Annotated in this window: 13 protein-coding genes and 1 riboswitch; of the genes, 4 read left to right on the top strand and 9 right to left on the bottom strand. The window is 75.3% G+C overall.

The window, feature by feature from the left end:
• Window positions 1-45 precede the first annotated feature (45 nt).
• The 3 genes from ACFZCF_RS14930 to ACFZCF_RS14920 all read right to left on the bottom strand — a co-directional run bounded on the left by ACFZCF_RS14930 (window position 46) and on the right by ACFZCF_RS14920 (window position 2,738).
• Window positions 46-1,002, bottom strand: coding sequence for a GlxA family transcriptional regulator (locus tag ACFZCF_RS14930; RefSeq protein ID WP_388447876.1), 957 nt, complete (start codon window positions 1,000-1,002; stop codon window positions 46-48).
• A gap of 34 nt (window positions 1,003-1,036) precedes the next feature.
• Window positions 1,037-2,077 carry an alcohol dehydrogenase catalytic domain-containing protein gene (locus tag ACFZCF_RS14925; RefSeq protein WP_391286775.1) on the bottom strand — a complete coding sequence of 347 codons (1,041 nt, stop codon included), beginning with the start codon at window positions 2,075-2,077 and terminating at the stop codon, window positions 1,037-1,039.
• Window positions 2,078-2,324: 247 nt separating this feature from the next.
• Window positions 2,325-2,738, bottom strand: coding sequence for a Fur family transcriptional regulator (locus ACFZCF_RS14920; protein ID WP_189951181.1), 414 nt, complete (start codon window positions 2,736-2,738; stop codon window positions 2,325-2,327).
• 148 nt (window positions 2,739-2,886) lie between these two features.
• Here ACFZCF_RS14920 and katG point away from each other — a divergent pair, with 148 nt between their 5' ends.
• On the top strand, window positions 2,887-5,112 hold the full coding sequence (katG, locus tag ACFZCF_RS14915; RefSeq protein WP_388447880.1) for a catalase/peroxidase HPI: 2,226 nt from the start codon (window positions 2,887-2,889) through the stop codon (window positions 5,110-5,112).
• Between the two features lie 98 nt (window positions 5,113-5,210).
• Here the strand turns inward: katG and ACFZCF_RS14910 are convergent, their stop codons facing one another.
• Together ACFZCF_RS14910 and ACFZCF_RS14905 are read right to left on the bottom strand one after the other, a co-directional pair.
• Window positions 5,211-6,047, bottom strand: coding sequence for a ketose-bisphosphate aldolase (locus ACFZCF_RS14910; RefSeq protein ID WP_391286774.1), 837 nt, complete (start codon window positions 6,045-6,047; stop codon window positions 5,211-5,213).
• A gap of 49 nt (window positions 6,048-6,096) precedes the next feature.
• On the bottom strand, window positions 6,097-7,020 hold the full coding sequence (locus tag ACFZCF_RS14905; protein WP_391286773.1) for an SIS domain-containing protein: 924 nt from the start codon (window positions 7,018-7,020) through the stop codon (window positions 6,097-6,099).
• Between the two features lie 148 nt (window positions 7,021-7,168).
• Between ACFZCF_RS14905 and ACFZCF_RS14900 the strand changes: the two genes are divergently transcribed.
• Complete coding sequence (locus ACFZCF_RS14900; protein WP_391286772.1) at window positions 7,169-7,975, top strand: DeoR family transcriptional regulator; 807 nt, start codon at window positions 7,169-7,171, stop codon at window positions 7,973-7,975.
• A gap of 165 nt (window positions 7,976-8,140) precedes the next feature.
• Here ACFZCF_RS14900 and ACFZCF_RS14895 read toward each other — a convergent pair whose 3' ends face one another.
• The gene (locus ACFZCF_RS14895; RefSeq protein WP_391286771.1) at window positions 8,141-8,701 is read right to left on the bottom strand and encodes a hypothetical protein; all 561 of its coding nucleotides are present in this window, start codon (window positions 8,699-8,701) and stop codon (window positions 8,141-8,143) included.
• A gap of 306 nt (window positions 8,702-9,007) precedes the next feature.
• Window positions 9,008-9,193: riboswitch (cyclic di-AMP (ydaO/yuaA leader) on the top strand.
• 4 nt (window positions 9,194-9,197) lie between these two features.
• Between ACFZCF_RS14895 and ACFZCF_RS14890 the strand changes: the two genes are divergently transcribed.
• On the top strand, window positions 9,198-10,091 hold the full coding sequence (locus ACFZCF_RS14890; protein ID WP_391286770.1) for a transglycosylase SLT domain-containing protein: 894 nt from the start codon (window positions 9,198-9,200) through the stop codon (window positions 10,089-10,091).
• Here the strand turns inward: ACFZCF_RS14890 and ACFZCF_RS14885 are convergent.
• The 3 genes from ACFZCF_RS14885 to ACFZCF_RS14875 form a co-directional block, all read right to left on the bottom strand.
• Window positions 10,085-11,389 carry a phosphoribosyltransferase family protein gene (locus ACFZCF_RS14885; protein ID WP_391286769.1) on the bottom strand — a complete coding sequence of 435 codons (1,305 nt, stop codon included), beginning with the start codon at window positions 11,387-11,389 and terminating at the stop codon, window positions 10,085-10,087. The two genes, ACFZCF_RS14890 and ACFZCF_RS14885, sit on opposite strands and share 7 nt — an antisense overlap.
• Window positions 11,390-11,494: 105 nt before the next feature.
• Window positions 11,495-12,409 carry a universal stress protein gene (locus ACFZCF_RS14880; protein WP_388447894.1) on the bottom strand — a complete coding sequence of 305 codons (915 nt, stop codon included), beginning with the start codon at window positions 12,407-12,409 and terminating at the stop codon, window positions 11,495-11,497.
• A gap of 149 nt (window positions 12,410-12,558) precedes the next feature.
• On the bottom strand, window positions 12,559-13,323 hold the full coding sequence (locus tag ACFZCF_RS14875; RefSeq protein ID WP_388447896.1) for an alpha/beta fold hydrolase: 765 nt from the start codon (window positions 13,321-13,323) through the stop codon (window positions 12,559-12,561).
• 205 nt (window positions 13,324-13,528) lie between these two features.
• On the opposite strand from ACFZCF_RS14875, the gene ACFZCF_RS14870 reads away from it, so the two are divergent.
• Window positions 13,529-16,051: a SpoIIE family protein phosphatase gene (locus tag ACFZCF_RS14870; RefSeq protein WP_388447898.1), complete on the top strand. Its 2,523-nt coding sequence runs from the start codon at window positions 13,529-13,531 to the stop codon at window positions 16,049-16,051.
• The last annotated feature ends 114 nt before the right edge of the window (window positions 16,052-16,165 follow it).

Genomic DNA, 16,165 nt, shown 5'->3' with positions numbered 1-16,165 from the left:
GCAAGGATCGTGCCAAGATCCGGGGAATCGGGCCAGGTGGGGGGCTCAGTCGCCCTGGGTGAAGGTGCGCCGGTAGTCGCTCGGGGTGGTGCCGAGGATGCGCTGGAAGTGCATCCTCAGGTTGGCGCCGGTGCCGAGGCCGGTCTCGGCGGCGATCTGCTCGACGCCGAGTTCGGACCGTTCGAGCAGTTCGCGGGCGCGGTCGACGCGGGCGCGCAGCAGCCACTGCATGGGGGTGTAGCCGGTCTCCTCGACGAAGCGGCGGGAGAAGGTGCGGGGCGAGACGGCGGCGTGCCGGGAGAGGACGTCGAGGGTGAGCGGCTCGTCGAGGTGGTGGAGGACCCACTCGCGGGTGGCGGCGAAGCGCTCGCCGTGGGGTTCGGGGACGCTGCGGGGCACGTACTGCGCCTGTCCGCCGCTGCGGTAGGGGGCGGCGACGAGCCGGCGGGCGGCGTGGTTGGCGGCGCCGACCCCGAGGTCGCCGCGGAGGATGTGGAGGCAGAGGTCGATGCCGGAGGCGGCGCCCGCGGAGGTGAGGACGCTGCCCTCGTCGACGAAGAGGACGTTCTCGTCGACCTGGACGAGGGGCCACTTCTCGGCGAGGGCGCGCGCGTAGTGCCAGTGGGTGGTGGCGCGCCGGCCGTCGAGGAGGCCGGTGGCGGCGAGGGCGAAGGCGCCGGTGGAGATGGCGGCGAGCCGCGCCCCGCGCGCGTGGGCGGCGATCAGGGCCTCGACGACGGCCGGCGGCGGGTCCTCGCGGTCGGGGAAGCGGTAGCCGGGCACGAAGACGATGTCGGCCCAGGCGAGGGCGTCGAGCCCGTCGGCGACGTTGTACGACAGTCCGTCGCCGCCCGCGACGAGACCGGGGGTCGCGCCGCAGACGCGCACCTCGTAGGGCATGCTCGCGCGGGTCGTGAAGACCTGGGCGGGGATCCCGACGTCGAGGGGTTTGGCACCTTCGAGGACGAGGACGGCGACGCGGTGGAGACGGGTGGGTGGCACGCCCCGAGCCTACGCGGCCCGCCTCCCGGGGCCCTCAGCCGTTCGGGAGGATCACCGCGCGGCCGTCGACCCGGCCGGCGTGCAGCCGCTCGTACGCCTCGGGGGCCTCGGCCAGGCCGTAGGTCTCGACGTGGACGTCGACGGCTCCGGCGCGGGCCAGGTCCAGGACCTCGATGAGCTCGGCGCGGGTGCCCCAGTAGGGGGAGGCGACGGAGACCTCGTACGGGAGGGCGCCGAAGCCGACCGGGAGGGTGCCGCCGCCGAGGCCGACGATGGTGACGTCGCCCTCGACCGCGGCCATCGCCCCGGCGGAGGCGGTGGTGGGCGGGGCGCCGACGAAGTCGAGGACGACCTCGGCGCCGCGCCCGTCGGTGAGGTCGCGGACGGCGCCGGCGGCGGCCGAGTCGGAGAGGACGGTCTCGTGGGCGCCGACGGCGCGGGCGAGGGCGAGCTTCTCCTCCGCCACGTCCAGGGCGACCACCCGCGCGGCGGTCAGGGCGCGCAGCAGCTGGATGGCGACGTGGCCGAGGCCGCCGGTGCCGATGACGACGGCGGTGGAGCCGGGCACGAGCTTCGGCAGGGAGCGCTTGATGGCGTGGTACGGGGTGAGGCCGGCGTCGGTGAGCGGCACCGTCTTCACCGGGTCGAGGCCGTCCAGGGGGACGAGGTGACGGGGGCTGTCCACGAGCATGTACTCGGCGATGGCGCCCGGCGCGCCGAGGCCGGGCGGGAGGATGCCGAGCTCGGTGGCGCGCAGGCAGTAGTTCTCCTTGCCCTGGGCGCACATGAAGCAGGTGCCGCAGCCCCAGGGGCCGTAGACGGCCACGGAGTCGCCCTCGGCGAGGCCGGTGACGCCGTCGCCGAGGGCGGCGACGGTGCCCACGCCCTCGTGGCCGAGGGTGAGGGGCAGCGGGAAGGGCAGCTGTGCGGCGGGCCGGCTCATGACGGCGATGTCGGAGTGGCAGACTCCGGCGGCGGTGACCTTCAGGAGGACCTGCCCGGGGGCGGGCTCGGGGTCGGGGACGGTGACGACCTCGGGGGCGGCGCCCACGGCGCGGTACTGCAGGGCCTTCATGGCGGCTTCCTCTCCGGCGCCGCCGGGCGGGCGACACACCCTCTCTAGGGTGCGGCCGGACCGCGGCACGCGCGCGGTGGCGGGCGCCGGACGCGGCCGGGGCCCGCCACCGCGCGCGCCAGGGGCGCCCGGCGTACTCGGCCCGGTTCCGGCCCCGCCCGTCCTGCGCGCCTCCGGCTGCCGCGACGCGGTCCACGGCTCCTTCGCCGCGCGGCCCCGGCTCACCCGGGGGGCCGGGGCCCGCCGCTCAGGCCGAGCAGTTCGGGCAGAGGCCCCGGTAGGTGACGTCGACCTTGGAGACGGTGAAGCCGTAGCGCTCGGAGTCGGGGAGGACGGCGAGCGGGTCGCCGTCGGGGTGGACGTCCCGGATGGTGCCGCACTCCACGCACACCAGGTGCTGGTGGGCGTGGCGGGCGTTGGGGTCGTAGCGCTTCGCGCGGCCGTCGGTGGAGAGCTCCACCACCTCGCCGAGGGAGACCAGTTCGCCCAGGGTGTTGTAGACGGTCGCCCGGGCGATCTCGGGAAGTCGCTCCACGGCACGCGCGTGCACCTCGTCGGCGGTGAGGTGCACGTGCTCGCCGTCGAGGACCTCGGCGACCACGCGCCGCTGCGACGTCATCCGCCAGCCTCGGGCGCGCAGCCGCTCCAGCAGGTCACTCATAGGGGCTACCTGTTTCCTTTTCGGCGAAGGCCGGGGCGCGGGCGTCCTGCCCCCGGGCCCCGCACCTCCACTTTGACGTTGTTCTTGACTTGGACTTCGTCCATTGTAGGATCACTTTCGTTGGATGGCCAAGGGACAGGAAAAGACCATGTCTGAGAACCTCGAAGCACACGGCGGAGACGCGAAGGCCGCGGGCGGCGGCTGCCCCGTCCCCCACGGGCAGCGCGCGTCGCACCCCACCCAGGGCGGCGGCAACCGCCAGTGGTGGCCGAACCGGCTGAACCTGCGGATCCTGGCCAAGAACCCGGCCGTGGGCAATCCGCTCGGCGAGGACTTCGACTACGCCGAGGCCTTCAAGGCGCTCGACCTCGCCGCCGTGAAGCGTGACATCGCCGAGGTCCTCACCACCTCGCAGGACTGGTGGCCGGCCGACTTCGGTCACTACGGCCCCTTCATGATCCGCATGGCCTGGCACAGCGCGGGCACCTACCGCATCAGCGACGGCCGCGGCGGCGCCGGCGCCGGCCAGCAGCGCTTCGCCCCGCTCAACAGCTGGCCGGACAACGGCAACCTGGACAAGGCCCGCCGTCTCCTGTGGCCCGTGAAGAAGAAGTACGGCCAGTCCCTCTCCTGGGCCGACCTCATGATCCTCACCGGCAACGTGGCCCTGGAGTCGATGGGCTTCGAGACCTTCGGCTTCGCCGGCGGCCGTGAGGACGTCTGGGAGGCCGACGAGGACGTCTACTGGGGCCCCGAGACCACCTGGCTCGGCGACGAGCGCTACTCCGGCGACCGCGAGCTGGAGGAGCCCCTCGGCGCGGTCCAGATGGGCCTCATCTACGTCAACCCCGAGGGCCCCAACGGCAACCCGGACCCGGTCGCCGCGGCCCGCGACATCCGCGAGACCTTCCGCCGGATGGCGATGAACGACGAGGAGACCGTCGCCCTCATCGCCGGTGGCCACACCTTCGGCAAGGCGCACGGCGCCGGCCCCGCCGAGAACGTGGGCGCGGACCCGGAGGCCGCCCCGATCGAGGCGCAGGGCCTCGGCTGGGCGAACAGCTACCGCTCCGGCAAGGGCGCCGACGCCATCACGTCCGGCCTGGAGGTCACCTGGACCACCACGCCCGCGCAGTGGGGCCACGACTTCTTCAAGCACCTCTTCGAGTACGACTACGAGCTGACGAAGAGCCCCGCGGGCGCCCACCAGTGGGTGGCCAAGGACGCCGAGGCGATCATCCCGGACGCGCACGACGCGGCGAAGAAGCACCGTCCGACCATGCTCACCACGGACCTGTCGCTCCGCTTCGACCCGGTCTACGAGCAGATCTCGCGCCGCTTCTACGAGCACCCGGAGCAGTTCGCCGACGCGTTCGCCCGCGCCTGGTACAAGCTGACCCACCGCGACATGGGCCCGGTCGTCCGCTACCTCGGCTCCGAGGTCCCCTCGGAGGAGCTGATCTGGCAGGACCCGCTGCCGGCCCGCACCCACGAGCTGGTCGACGCGGCGGACATCGCCTCCCTCAAGGAGCAGATCCTCGCCTCCGACCTGACGGTCGCGCAGCTGGTCGGCGCCGCCTGGGCCGCCGCCTCCTCCTTCCGCGGCAGCGACAAGCGCGGCGGTGCCAACGGCGGCCGCATCCGCCTGGAGCCGCAGCGCGGCTGGCAGGTCAACAACCCGGACGACCTCGCCCAGGTGCTCCGCGTCCTGGAGGGCGTCCAGGAGTCCTTCAACGCCGGCCGCACCGACGGCAAGCAGGTCTCCCTCGCCGACCTCGTGGTCCTCGCGGGCTCCGCGGCCGTCGAGAAGGCCGCCGCCGCCGCGGGCCGCACCGTCGAGGTGCCGTTCACCCCGGGCCGGGTGGACGCCTCCCAGGAGCAGACGGACATCGAGTCCTTCGCCGCCCTGGAGCCGCAGGCCGACGGCTTCCGCAACTACCTCGGCAAGGGCGTCCGCCTTCCCGCCGAGTACCTGCTGATCGACCGTGCCAACCTGCTCACGGTCAGCGCCCCCGAGCTCACCGTCCTCGTCGGCGGTCTGCGCGCCCTGGGCATCACCCAGCCGGGCACCTCGCTCGGTCTGCTCACCGCCAACCCCGGCACGCTGACGAACGACTTCTTCGTCAACCTGCTGGACCTGGGCACCACCTGGTCGGCGACCTCCGGTGACGCGAACACCTTCGAGGGCCGCGACGACGCGACCGGCGAGGTCAAGTGGACCGGCACCCGCGCCGACCTGGTCTTCGGCTCGAACTCCGAGCTCCGCGCCCTCGCCGAGGTCTACGCGAGCGACGACGCCCAGGACAAGTTCGTCACGGACTTCGTCGCCGCCTGGACCAAGGTCATGGACCTGGACCGCTTCGACCTCCGCTGACCCGTCCCGCCGGGGCGGCCCGTGTGAGCCGGCCGCCCCGCACCCCCCCGCGCCCCCGTGACCCCGCCCCGGTCACGGGGGCGCACCCCTGTCCGGGCTCAGCGGGGGGCGAGCACCCCCAGGAGGTGGGTGACCGCCTCCGCGACGGCGTCGCGGGCCGGGGTGAGGTAGCGGCGCGGGTCCACGTCGGCGGGGTGTGCGGCGAGGTGGTCGCGGACGGCGCCGGTGAACGCCTTGTTGAGGTGTGTGGAGACGTTCACCTTGGTCATGCCGGCGGCCACGGCCCGCGCGAGCAGCGGGTCGGGCACTCCCGACGAGCCGTGCAGGACGAGCGGCACGTCGACGACGGCCCGGAGCCGGGCGATCAGGTCCAGGTCGAGGACGGCGTCCCGGGTGACCATCTGGTGGACGCTGCCGACGGCGACGGCCAGCGCGTCCACACCGGTGGCGGCGGCGAAGGCGCGGGCCTCGTCCGGGTCGGTGCGGACCCCCGGGTCATGGGCGCCGCCCTTGCCGCCGACCTCGCCCAGCTCCCCCTCGACCCAGACGCCGTGCCGGTGGCAGTGGTCCACGACCTCCCGGGTGGCGGCCACGTTCTCCTCGTACGGGAGCCGCGCCGCGTCGAACATGACGGAGCCGAGGCCGATCTCCACGGCCTCGCGCACGAGGTCCGGGTTCTCCGCGTGGTCGAGGTGGACGGCGACGGGCGTCTTGGCGGCGCGGGCCAGCGCGAGCGAGGCGACCGCGACGGGTTCGAGAGCGCCGTGGTAGCGGACGGTGTTCTCGCTGATCTGGAGGACGACGGGCCGGCCGGCCCGCTCGGCGCCGGCGACGATGGCCTCGGCGTGCTCCAGCTGGAGGACGTTGAAGGCGCCCACGCCGGCGCCGTCGGCGCGCGCCCGCCGGACGATCTCGTGGGTCGGGGTCAGTGGCATGGTCCTGCTCCGGGTGCGAAGGGGTGGGTACGGGGCGGGCGGGGCCGGTTCAGGCGCCGGCGTCGGCGAGGACGACGGAGCGGGTGAGGTTCCGCGGCCGGTCGGGGTCGAGACCGCGGGCCTCGGCCACGGCGACGGCGAGGCGCTGGGCGAGGACCAGTTCGGCGAGCGGGTCGAGCCCGTCGGCGACGAGGGTGCCGCCGACCGCGCGGATCTCCTCGGCGAGGCCCCCGGGCAGCGGCCCGAAGCTCCAGGCGACGCGCCCGGGCCCGGTGATGCTGATGGGCCCGTGGCGGTACTCCATCGCCGGATACGCCTCCGTCCACGCGCCGGCCGCCTCCCGCATCTTGAGCCCGGCCTCCTGGGCGAGGCCGTAGGTCCAGCCGGTGCCGAGGAAGGTGAACTGCCCGGCCTCGCGGACGGCCTCCTCCAGCGGCCTGGCCAGGGCGAGTTCGGCGTCCTCGGCGGCCCGGGCGACGGTGGCGACGCCCTCGGGCAGGGCACCTTCGTCCTCCAGATGGGCGCGGAGCAGGGCGAGCGCGGTGGTGGCGAAGCGGGTCTGGACGACCGACTCCTCGTCGGCGAAGTCGAGGACGGCGACGGCGTCGGCCAGCTCCCGCACGGGGGTGGCCGGGTCGGCGGTGATCGCCCCGGTGGCGACGGTGCCGGAGAGGCGGGCGAGGACGGCGAGGACCTCGCTGGTGGTGCCGGAACGGGTGAGGGCGACGACCCGGTCGTAGCGGCGGTGGAACGGGAAGCGGGAGGCGGCGAACGCGTCGGTCTCGCCGTGCCCGCCGGCCTCGCGCAGATCGGCGTAGGCCTGCGCCATGAACCAGGAGGTGCCGCAGCCGATCACCGCCACGCGCTCGCCGGGCCGGGGCAGGGCGTCCACGTGCCGCGGCAGCGTGCGGAGCGCCTCGCGCCACGCCTCGGGCTGGGTGGCGATCTCGGCGGCGGTCCGGGAGGGGGTCATGCGCACTCCTTGCACGTAAGGAACAGGATCAATGCGTGAAGATGCTTGAAACGCTCATCATTCAAGCAGATTCACGCAACCCCTTGCCAGGCTTCCCTGCCCCGGCGGCGTACGATCGAGGCCGCAACCACGGGAGGATCGGTCCGGCATGTCCAAGCACGAGCGGTGGAACGCGCTCCTGGAACTCCTGGCGTCCGCCGGAAAGGTGGAGGTCGAGGAGGCGGCGGCCGCCCTGGACGTCTCCGCCGCCACGATCCGCCGCGACCTCGACGAACTGGCCGAGCAGCGCCTCCTCGTCCGCACGCGCGGCGGGGCCGTCGCGCACGGCGTCTCGTACGAACTGCCGCTGCGCTACAAGTCGGGCCGGCACGCGGCCGAGAAGGCGCGGATCGCCGCGGCGGCGGCCGAACTGATCACCCCCGGCGAGGTCGTCGGCCTGAACGGCGGGACGACGACCACCGAGGTGGCGCGGGCCCTGGCGCTGCGCTTCGCGGGCGAGCGCGCCGAGAGCGGAACCCCGACCGCCGCCTCCGGCCCCGCCCTGACGGTGGTCACCAACGCGCTGAACATCGCCGCCGAGCTGGCGGTGCGTCCGCAGATCAAGCTCGTGACGACCGGCGGGGTCGCGCGCCCGCAGACCTACGAACTGGTGGGCCCGCTGGCCGCCGGCGTCCTGGGCGAGGTCGCCCTCGACACCGTCGTCCTCGGGGTGGACGGGATCGACCCGGAGTTCGGGGCGATGGCCCACCAGGAGGAGGAGGCCGGCATCAGCCGGCTCTTCGCGGAACGCGCGAGCCGGGTCGTGGTGGTGACCGACGCGTCGAAGCTGGGACGGCGCGCCTTCGCCCGCATCTGCGGCCTGGACCGGGTCGACCTGCTGCTCACCGACACCGCGATCGACGCCGGTACGGCGGACCGCCTGTCGGAGGCCGGCGTCCGCGTCCTCACGGTCTGACCACGTGACGACCTGACGGTCGGCGCGTCGCACGAGGTGGGCTCCGCGGACGGCCGGCACGAGGTCACGATCCGGCTGCCCCCGACCGCGCCCGGCCGCGCCGCCGCACCGGCCACGTCGGGACGGGCGCGCCGAGCGTCACCGGCCGACCGGCTCCCCGCGCGGTCACCGCCCGGCCAGGGCCGCGCGCCGGATCGTGGCGTCGAGGAGCGCGAGCGCGTCCTCTGCGGTACGGCCCGGGGCGCGATTCCAGGGGCCGATGAGCCCGTGCCAGCCGCGGGACCGCAGCTCGGTCATGATCCAGGCACCGGCCTCGTTCATGGTGGCCGCGCTGCCGTGGCCGAGCCGGTGGGCGGCGAGGAGGGCGCCGCAGAGGCAGCGGGCGCCGCGCGCGTCGCGCAGCTTGTACGGGGTGTTCTGCCACCCCCAGTCGGTCAGCACCCGGCGCGCGTACGCCAGGTGGACGGAGGGGCGCACGTCGGCCCGGCCGATCCTGCGCCACACGTGCAGCCGGTCCGGGAGGGCGGCACCGATCCGGCCGGGCAGCGGGCGTTCGGCGGGCGGGGCCGGGGGCAGCGTGCCGAGCGCGTCCAGGGCTTCGGCGACGAGCCGGTCCACGGGGACGGAGAGGAGACTCCGCCAGGCCTCGGGGGCGGCGCTCTCGTAGAGGCGGGCCGCCTCGCGGTCGAGGGCGTCGGGGTCGGTCAGCAGGGCGAGGGAGGACATTCCCCCATCATGAGCGGCAATGTCTGCTTTGCGCGCTATGCGCCATACCTCTCACCCTCAAGTCATCACACAATTCCCCTAAAGGAGCTAGACGCCCTATTCGGACATTGCGCCTGCCGTGACGCGACTCACTTTCTCCGCCTCGCGAGCGGCCGTCCCTCCGTCACCACCCGCACGGGACAAGGGATTCCGGATCGCACGCCGAAATGATGGATCTTCAATTCCATCCATTCGATCTTCGGCTCCTGATTTCCCGTGCATTCGCGTCTTGTTCCCCGCGGTATTCCTCGCCTACGGTCACCTCCATTCGGACGGACGCCGAATCCTGCCACCGCCCGAAAGACCACCCATTTCACCCGACGGCAGGAGCGGGGGACCCACCACACCGCCGTTCCGGAGGTCCGGAACGGCTCGGGGTGAAGCCGCGTGCGCGCGGCCGGACAGCTCCAGTCCGAACCCGACAGCTCACCTCGCAGGCGCCGGAGAGGAAACCGTCATGCCCGCTCACGGCAAGCACCGCCGCCCCCGACGCAGCCCCGTCACCCGAGGTCTCGCCTTCGCCGGCACCGGCGGCGTGGCCCTCGCCCTGCCCCTGGTCGTGCCCGCCACGGCCGGCGCCGCGCCCTCCGCGCAGCCGGCGGCGCCGACCGCCGCCGTCACCGCCCGGGCCGTCGCGGCCGTCGCCCCCCAGGCGCCCACCGCCCCCGCGGCCCCCCGCGCGTACACCGTCGTGAAGGGCGACTCGCTTTCCCTGATCGCCCACCGAAAGGGAATTCAGGGCGGCTGGAAGTCGCTTTACCAGGCGAACAGGGAAGCCGTGGGTGACGATCCGTCACTCATTCACCCGGGCCTTGAACTGACGATTCGTCGGGATTCCGCCGAGCGCGCCGCCGAGCCGGTCACGAAGACCACCGCGAAGACGGCCGCGAAGCCGGCCCGCAAGGCCGCCGCGAAGTCCGCCGAGGCCGCGTCCGCCGGTTCCGCCGAACGGGCGAGCCGCTCCGCCGCCCGTGCCGCGGCCCCGGCCGTCCAGGCCCAGCCGGCCGCCGCGAAGGCCGCCCCCCGGTACGCCGACAACCTCGACGGCTGGATCCGCGAGTCGCTCGACGTCATGGCCCGCTACGGCATCCCCGGCTCGTACGACGGCATCCTCCGCAACGTGATGCGCGAGTCCTCCGGGAACCCCCTTGCCGTCAACCTCTGGGACTCGAACGCCGCCAAGGGCACCCCCTCCAAGGGCCTGCTCCAGGTCATCGACCCGACCTTCGCCGCGTACCACGTGCCGGGCACCTCCCTCGACCCGTACGACCCCGTCGCGAACATCACCGCCGCCTGCAACTACGCGGCCGACCGGTACGGCTCCATCGACAACGTCAACGGCGCCTACTGATCCGTCCCGCCGGTCACGGCGGCGAAGTGGGCCGCGAACCACTCCGCCGCCAGCGCCGCCACCTCCTCCAGGGCCCCCGGTTCCTCGAAGAGGTGGCCGGCGCCCGGCACGACCTCCAGCCGGCTCTCGCAGCGCAGCAGCGCCTCGGCCCGCCGGTTCAGATCGAGGACGAGCTCGTCGGCGCCGCCGACGATCAGCAGCGTCGGGGCCCGCACCCCGCCGAGCCGCTCCCCCGCCAGGTCGGGCCGTCCGCCCCGGGACACCACGGCCGCCACGTCGTCGTCCTCTTCCGCCGCCGCCCACAGCGCGGCGGCGGCCCCGGTGCTGGCCCCGAAGTAGCCGCGCGGCAGGCCGCCGGTGCCGGACCGCCCCGCCGCCCAGGCGGCGGCGCCGCCCAGCCGATCCGCGAGCAGCGGGGTGTCGAAGACCCGTGCGCGGTCGCCCGCCTCGGTCTCCGTGAGCAGGTCGAAGAGGAGGGTGGCGAGCCCGGCCCGGTTCAGGGCGGCCGCCACCGCGCGGTTGCGCGGGCTGTGCCGGCCGCTGCCGCTGCCGTGCGCGAAGAGCACCAGGCCCGACGCCCCGTCGGGCATCGCCAGCTCGCCCGGCAGCTCGCCGCCCCCGGCCGCGACGCTTACCGCCGTGTGCCGGACGGCCGGCCCGCGTGCCGCCCGGCTCCGGTCGAGGCGGGCCACCACCTCGGCGTCCGGCGTCTGGTCGAACGCCCGGTAGAACTGCCCGACCGCGTAGAAGTCCTCCGGAGTGTGCACGGCGACCGTCTCGTCGGCCTCGCCGCGGACCCGCGCCGTCCAGCCGTACGGCGCCACGGGGACGGCCAGCACGATCCGGGCGGCTCCGGCGGCGCGTACCGCCCGGCAGGCGGCGAGCGCGGTCGCGCCGGTGGCCAGCCCGTCGTCGACGACCACCGCCGTACGCCCCTCCAGCGGCACTGGCCTGCGGCTGCCCCGGTACGCGCGGGACCGCTCGGCCATGACCAGCCGCTCGCGCTCCTCGGCCGCCTCCAGCTCCCTGCCGGACACGCCGGCGTCGCGCACCACCTGCTCGTTCACCACCCGGACGCCGCCCTCGCCGATGGCCCCCATGGCCAGCTCCGACCTGCTCGGCACGCCCAGCTTCCGCACCAGGCAGATGTCCAGCGGCGCGTCGAGCGCCTCGGCCACCTCCGCCGCCACCGGCACCCCGCCGCGCGGCAGCCCGAGGACGACGACGTCGGCGCCCCGGAGATGGCCGAGCCGGTCGGCGAGCTGCCGCCCGGCGTCGGCCCGGTCGGTGAAATACATGACACGCCGCCTTCCCGATCGGCGCCCCCCTCGGACGCGGACCGTCGCACCCGGCCCACCCCTCCAGGGTCCCACCGGCCGGGGCGCCGCCGCCTCCGGTCGGCCTCAGCCCACCCCGTGCCGCACGACGGCCACCGGACAGTCGGCGTGGTGCAGCAGCGCCTGGCTGACCGAGCCGAGGAGCAGCCCGGCGAAACCGCCGCGCCCCCGGGCGCCCATGACGAGCAGCCGCGCGGTCCCGCTCTCCTCCAGGAGGACCTCGCGCGGCCGGCCGCGTACCAGCCGGGCCTCGGCCTCGGTGCCGGGGTACCGGTCCGCGACCCGGGCCAGCGCCGACTCCAGGACGCGGGCGGCCTCCGCGTGCACCTCCTCCGCGCCCGCGAAGAGCGGCGTCAGGTCGCCGGGGCCCGAGCTCGGCGCCCAGGCGTGGACCGCGACGAGGCCGGCGCCGCGCGCCCGCGCCTCCGCGAAGGCGAAGTCGACGGCCGCGTCCGAGTCCGGCGAGCCGTCGACGGCGAGGAGCACCGGCCCCTCCGGCTCGTCCCGGCCGCGCACCACGAGGACCGGGCACGCGGCGTGGGCGGCGAGGTGGACGGCGACCGAGCCGACGACGAGACCGGTGAAGGCGCCGGTGCCCCGGCTGCCGACGACGACCAGCTCCGCGCCCCGCGACCGCGTCGCCAGGACGACGAGCGGTTCGCCGGTGATGAGCTCGCCGGACACCTCGGTGCCCGGGGCGACCGCCCGGGCCCGGGCCACGGCCGTGTCCAGGACGATCTCCGCCTGCCGCCGCAGTCCGCCCTCGGTGGGTCCGTACAGCGAGGGCTCCAGGCCGACCCGGAACATCGGCCAGAGGAAGGCGTGCACGACGACCAGGCGGGCACCGCGCGCCCCGGCCTCCCGCGCCGCCGTCTCGACCGCCCCGAGCGCCGACGGCGAGCCGTCCGTCCCGACGAGGACGAACGGCCCGCCCGCCGTCGTGGTCTCCGGTGTCGTGGCCGGCTCCTCGCTGCGCCCCATCGCTCTTCCGTCCTTCCCGTCGCGCCCCGCCGGTCGCGGGTGCCCTCGGGACCGAGTACACCCGCCGGCTGCCCGCACGACCGGTCGCCACGCGGGCCGGACGTCCCGACCGGCCCCGCCCGAGGCCCCGAGGGGGCCGGCCGGGTGGCTCAGGCGGCCAGGAAGGCCTCGATCGCCCGGGCGAGGTCCTTCGGGGTCTCCTCGGGCGGGTAGTGCCCGGCGTCCGCGAGGACTTCGAGGCGGGCGTTCGGGTACCAGCGCAGCCAGGTGGCCTCCATCGCCTCGGCGCCGAGCGCCGGGTCGTGGGCGCCGACGACCAGCAGCACGGGCGTGGGGTTGTCGCGGACCCGCTCGTGGAAGTCGGTGCCGGCCCAGGAGTCGAGGTAGGAGCGGAAGGCGGTGGCCGAGGAGCGGCTGACCGAGCGGTCCACGACGGCGTCCAGCCACGGGCCGCCGCGCCGGCCGCCGGTGGTGTGGTCGATGATCACCCGGCGCAGCGCCGGGTCGTCGGCGGCGCCCGCGAAGAGCCGGCGGCTCTCCTCGTCCAGGGGGAAGCCGGCGGCGGAGACCGGCGAGATCCCGACGATCGACCGGACCCGGTCCGGCGCGTCGAGCAGCATCAGCTGGGCTGCCTTGCCGCCCATGGAGTGGCCGATGACGGAGAAGGAGTCCCAGCCGAGGTCGTCGGCGACGGCCAGCGCGTCGGCGGCGACCTCCTCCATGGTGTACGTGCCGTCGGCGTCCCTGGCCTCGCCGTAGCCGCGGCAGTCGAGGAAGGCGTAGCTGCCGGCCGAGGCGTCGAGGTGCTCCCGGAGGGGGTCGAAGCTGCTGCGGTCCCCGAACCAGTTGTGGAGGACGAGGGCCCTCCCCGGTCCGTCGCCGTGGACGTCGTACGGAAGTACCCGGCCGGTCATGGTGCCCCCTGCGTGCGAGGTGGTGATGAGGGTGGTGGTGGCGTCCGCCCGCCGCCGACGGCGCCGATGGACGACGACCGAGTGTGACGGTACGCACGCGCCGGGTCAACAGCCCGGAGGGCCGTGCGGGCGTGTCCCGGCGCCACGCGCGCGTGCCGGGGCGTCGGCGGCACGCCCACCCGGTCCCGGCGCACGCCGCGTCGGGATGCGGCGGCATTCCCGGCGTGCGCATGCTGGCTGTGTGACTCCGCACGGCCCGGTCCCGTCCCCCGGCGCCCCGCCGCAAGCCCTGACGCAGGCGCTGGCGGAGGCGGCGACGGACGCCGTGGAGGCGGTCGGCGGCTACGCGGGCGGCGTGTACCTGCGTTCCGGTACGGAGGGGCTGCTGCGGCTGGCGGTGCTGGCGGGGCTGCCGGGCGAACTGTTCCGGCCGTGGTCGCGGATGCACACCAACCGTCCGTTCCCGGTCGCGGAGGTCCACCGCTCGGGACAGCCCGTGCAGCTGTCGGACGTCGAGGAGTCGATGCGGCGCTTCCCGCAGCTGGTGGCGAGCCTGCCCTTCCCCTTCGCCTCCCTGTACTCCCCCGTGGTCGCCGGCCGGGAGCGCTTCGGGGTCCTGGTGGTGCTGCGGCCCCCGGCGCCCGGGCTGCCGGTGGGGGCGCGGGACCGGGAGCGGATGGTCCGGGCGGGCCTGCGGCTGGGCGAGGTCCTCGCGGGGCTCTCGGCGGGCGGCACGGGCGTGTGGTGGCCGGGCGACCCGGTGTGCGTGCAGTTGCCGTCGGGCGCGGTGCCGCCGGTGCGGTTCGGTTCCTTCGACTGGGACCTGGCGTCGGGGACGGTGACGATGGACGACGGTCTGCGGTCGATCCTCGGCGTGCCGGAGGCCTCGCCGCTGCCGATCGAGGCGCTGACCTCGCGGCTCGACCCGGAGGACGGCTACGCGCTGTGGGCCGCGGCCCGCAGGACGGGCTCGGCGGACGGCGGCGGCGCGGTGCGCCGGCTGCGGCTGAGGGGGCCGGACGGCGGGCTGCACCTGCTGGAGGTCTCGGCGCGCTCCCGGTTCGTGGGGGCGGACGGGCACGGGCACCTGGCGGGGACGCTGGTGGACCTGGGCACGGGTCTGGTCGGCTCGGACGCCACGGACCGGCTGCCCCGGGCGATCCTGGCCATCGACCGGCTGGGCCGCGTGACGTACGTGAACGAGCGCACCGAGCAGCTCCTGGGCCGGCCGCGCGGGGCGCTCGCCGGGCGGCCGCTGTGGGAGGCGCTCCCGTGGTTCGGCCTGCCGTTCCACGAGGAGCAGCTGAGGGCGGCGCTGCTGTCGACCGAGCCGGTGCGGTTCGTGGCCCGCCCGGAGGAGGGGCGGTGGCTGTCGGTGTCGCTGCACCCCGGCCGGGACGGGGTGACGATGGTCCTCGTCCCGGAGGACGAACCGGTGCCCGGGTCCGCCGCGCCCGCGCCGCCTCCCACGCCGTCCGCGCGCGCCGGGGACGGGCTCGGGACGGAGGCCGCGCGGGCTGCGTCCCTCTACCGGCCGGTGGCGCTGGCGATCGCGCTGACGGAGGCGATGACGGCGCGGCAGGTGTCGGCGGTGGTGACGGAGGAGCTGCTGCCGGCCTTCGGCGGCCGGCAGCTGGCGATCTACCTGTTGAGCGAGCGGCGGATGTACCTGGCGTGGGAGACGGGTTTCCCGCCGGGCTTCCTCCACCCCTTCGACGGGGTGGCGCTCGACGCGCACGTGCCGGGCGTGGACGTGCTGACGTCCGGCCGGGCGATGTTCTTCGAGTCGATGCAGGCGCTGCGCCGGGCCTATCCGAGGCTGCCGCTGGACGCGGAGACGGGCGCGCGGGCGTTCCTGCCGCTGATCGCCTCGGGACGGCCGGTGGGCTCGTGCATCCTGGGCTTCGACCGGCCGCGGGACTTCGGCCCGGAGGAACGGGCGGTGCTCACGGCGCTGGCCGGGCTGATCGCGCAGGCGCTGGAGCGGGCGCAGCGGTACGACAGCGAGGCCGCCGTGGCGCGGGGGCTTCAGGACGCCCTGCTCCCCCACCGGCTCCCGGTGCGGGAGGGCCTGGAGACGGTGGGCCGCTATCTGCCGGGGACGCAGGGCATGGACGTGGGCGGGGACTGGTACGACGTGGTGGAGACGGCCGGCGGCGAACTGGCGCTGGTGATCGGCGACGTGCAGGGGCACGGCGTCGCGGCGGCGGCGACGATGGGCCAGCTGCGGAGCGCGGTGCGGGCCTTCGCGCTGAGCGGCCTGCCGCCGCAGGAGGTCGTGCGCGGCACCAACCGGCTGCTGATCGACCTGGACCCGGGCCAGTTCGCCAGCGCCTGCTACGTGCTGCTGGACGCCAGGACCGGCGACGTGCAGGCGGTACGGGCGGGGCACCCGCAGCCGCTGCTGCGGCGGCCGGACGGCACGACGGAGCCGCTGGACATCGCGGGCGGGGTGGTGCTCGGCGTGGACGGCCGCGCGTCCTACCCGGTGACCCGGACACGGCTGGAGGAGGGGGCGGTCCTGGCGCTCTTCACGGACGGCCTGGTGGAGCGTCCGGGGGCGGACATCGACGAAGGGGTGGAGCGGCTGCGCCGGACCCTGGCGTCGACGGGCTCGCTGCCGCTACCGGAGGCGGCGGACCGGCTGATGCACGAGGCCGTGCGGTCCTCGGACCGCCCCGACGACATCGCCCTGCTCCTCGCGTCCCGCTGGCGGCGCCACCGCTGAGTGATACTCACCCGGTCGGGTCAGCGGCGCTGGTCGGCGGGGGTTCGCGCGGCGAGGCTGGGGAGGGTCCGGGCCGTCCGGGCCGGACGAGAACGGGTGGCCGCACGCGGTCGT

It is taken from the genome of Streptomyces sp. NPDC007945, from assembly GCF_042958885.1.
Taxonomy (GTDB): Bacteria; Actinomycetota; Actinomycetes; order Streptomycetales; family Streptomycetaceae; genus Streptomyces.
The sequence above is the reverse complement of the archived record's forward strand: the minus strand, read 5'-3'. Positions and strand labels throughout refer to the sequence as shown.

Bases quoted from the DNA above. Each gene is read 5' to 3' on its own strand.
- katG (WP_388447880.1), top strand. From the start codon at position 2,887: ATGTCTGAGAACCTCGAAGCACACGGCGGAGACGCGAAGGCCGCGGGC.
- ACFZCF_RS14875 (WP_388447896.1), bottom strand. From the start codon at position 13,323: ATGACCGGCCGGGTACTTCCGTACGACGTCCACGGCGACGGACCGGGG.
- ACFZCF_RS14910 (WP_391286774.1), bottom strand. From the start codon at position 6,047: ATGCCACTGACCCCGACCCACGAGATCGTCCGGCGGGCGCGCGCCGAC.
- ACFZCF_RS14925 (WP_391286775.1), bottom strand. From the start codon at position 2,077: ATGAAGGCCCTGCAGTACCGCGCCGTGGGCGCCGCCCCCGAGGTCGTC.
- ACFZCF_RS14895 (WP_391286771.1), bottom strand. From the start codon at position 8,701: ATGTCCTCCCTCGCCCTGCTGACCGACCCCGACGCCCTCGACCGCGAG.
- ACFZCF_RS14905 (WP_391286773.1), bottom strand. From the start codon at position 7,020: ATGACCCCCTCCCGGACCGCCGCCGAGATCGCCACCCAGCCCGAGGCG.
- ACFZCF_RS14900 (WP_391286772.1), top strand. From the start codon at position 7,169: ATGTCCAAGCACGAGCGGTGGAACGCGCTCCTGGAACTCCTGGCGTCC.
- ACFZCF_RS14885 (WP_391286769.1), bottom strand. From the start codon at position 11,389: ATGTATTTCACCGACCGGGCCGACGCCGGGCGGCAGCTCGCCGACCGG.
- ACFZCF_RS14920 (WP_189951181.1), bottom strand. From the start codon at position 2,738: ATGAGTGACCTGCTGGAGCGGCTGCGCGCCCGAGGCTGGCGGATGACG.
- ACFZCF_RS14890 (WP_391286770.1), top strand. From the start codon at position 9,198: ATGCCCGCTCACGGCAAGCACCGCCGCCCCCGACGCAGCCCCGTCACC.
- ACFZCF_RS14880 (WP_388447894.1), bottom strand. From the start codon at position 12,409: ATGGGGCGCAGCGAGGAGCCGGCCACGACACCGGAGACCACGACGGCG.
- ACFZCF_RS14870 (WP_388447898.1), top strand. From the start codon at position 13,529: ATGCGGCGGCATTCCCGGCGTGCGCATGCTGGCTGTGTGACTCCGCAC.